This window comes from Streptomyces thermodiastaticus, from assembly GCF_014656135.1.
GTDB classification, from domain to species: domain Bacteria; phylum Actinomycetota; class Actinomycetes; order Streptomycetales; family Streptomycetaceae; genus Streptomyces; species Streptomyces thermodiastaticus.
In genome coordinates, this window is the sequence record NZ_BNBV01000068.1 from 1 (window position 1) to 1,481 (window position 1,481).

At 69.5% G+C, this 1,481-nt stretch carries 1 protein-coding gene; it reads left to right on the top strand.

Going from position 1 to position 1,481, the window contains the following annotated elements:
* The first annotated feature begins 210 nt into the window (after nucleotides 1-210).
* The gene (locus IE286_RS26855) at nucleotides 211-1,446 is read left to right on the top strand and encodes an IS30 family transposase (protein ID WP_443743035.1); all 1,236 of its coding nucleotides are present in this window, start codon (nucleotides 211-213) and stop codon (nucleotides 1,444-1,446) included.
* Nucleotides 1,447-1,481 lie beyond the last annotated feature (35 nt).

Below are 1,481 nucleotides of genomic sequence, written 5' to 3' on the forward strand. Positions count from 1 at the left end.
CTTGGGTTCTAGCGGTCCTCGCAACACCCGCGATCTGTGGGAGTTGCGAGGACCGTGGTCGTTGGACGGGATGATCTTGCGGGGTTGAGGGAGCGTTTCCTTGCGCGGCTGGATGCCGTGGGGAACGTGACCGTGGTGGCGCGCGAGCTGGGGGTGAACCGGAACACTGCTTTCGGCTGGGCCCGGAGGGCCGGACGGACCTCGGTGCGCCTGCCGCGCCGGCATCCCGGGCGGGACGAGTACGAGCGGCTTCGTGCCGCCGGTGTCTCCCGCCGGGTGGCGGCCCGGCAGGTCGGTGTGAACGAGCGCACGGCCAAGGACTGGGACTGGGGCGTCAAGAAGAGCCGCTCATCGCGCACCTATCCGGACGGGCGCCGTGTCGACTACGCCACCGGGACCGTCACGATGTCCGGTGTGATCACAGCACCGGTGGGCCTGACGGCCCTGGAGAAGCAGCTCCATCCGCGGTTCCTGACGCTCGCCGAACGCGAGAAGATCCGCGATCTGCGCGCGGCGGGGCGATCCCTGCGGGCGATCGGGCGGGCGCTGGGGCGGCCGGCGAGCACGGTCAAGCGGGAGATCGACGCGAACTCCGGCAGTGAGGGCTACCAGCCCTACGCCGCTCACCGGGCCGCCGCAGCCCGCAGACCCCGGCCCAAGGACCGCAAGCTGCTGCGTGAGGGACCGCTGCGCCGCTTCGTGAAGGACAAACTGCGCAAGCGGTGGTCACCCGAACAGATCTGCCACGCTTTGCACAAGGAGTATCCCGACGACGAATGCATGCGGGTGAGCGTGGAAACGATCTACCAGGCGCTGTACTTCCAGGCCCGCGGTGGCCTGAGACGGGAAGTCCAGGCCGCCATCCGCTCCGGCCGCGCCCGCCGCAAGCCACGCCGCGACCCGCAGCGGCGCACACCCCGGTTCGTCGACCCGATGGTGATGATCAGCGACCGCCCCGCCGCCGTCGAGGACCGGGCCGTGCCCGGCCACTGGGAAGGCGACCTGATCATCGGCGCGGGCGGGCGATCCGCGATCGCCACCCTGGTCGAACGCAGCACCCGCTACACCATGCTGGTCCACCTGCCGGGCGGAGCCCACGACGCCGAGACCGTCCGCGACGGGCTCGTCGCCACGATCCAGACCCTGCCCGATCACCTGCGCGGCTCCCTGACCTGGGACCAGGGCAGCGAAATGGCACGTCACAAGCAGTTCACCATGGCCACCGGCATGCCCGTGTACTTCTGCGACCCGGCCTCGCCCTGGCAGCGCGGCTCCAACGAGAACACCAACGGGCTCCTGCGCCAGTACTTCCCGAAGGGCACCGACCTGAGCGTCCACAGCCCCGAAGACCTCGAACACGTCGCCCAGGAACTCAACGGCCGCCCACGCAAGACGCTCGGCTGGGATACCCCAGCCGAGCGTCTACGTGATCTACTCACCACCTGAAACCAAGTGGTGTTGCGACGACCCCTTGAACCCAA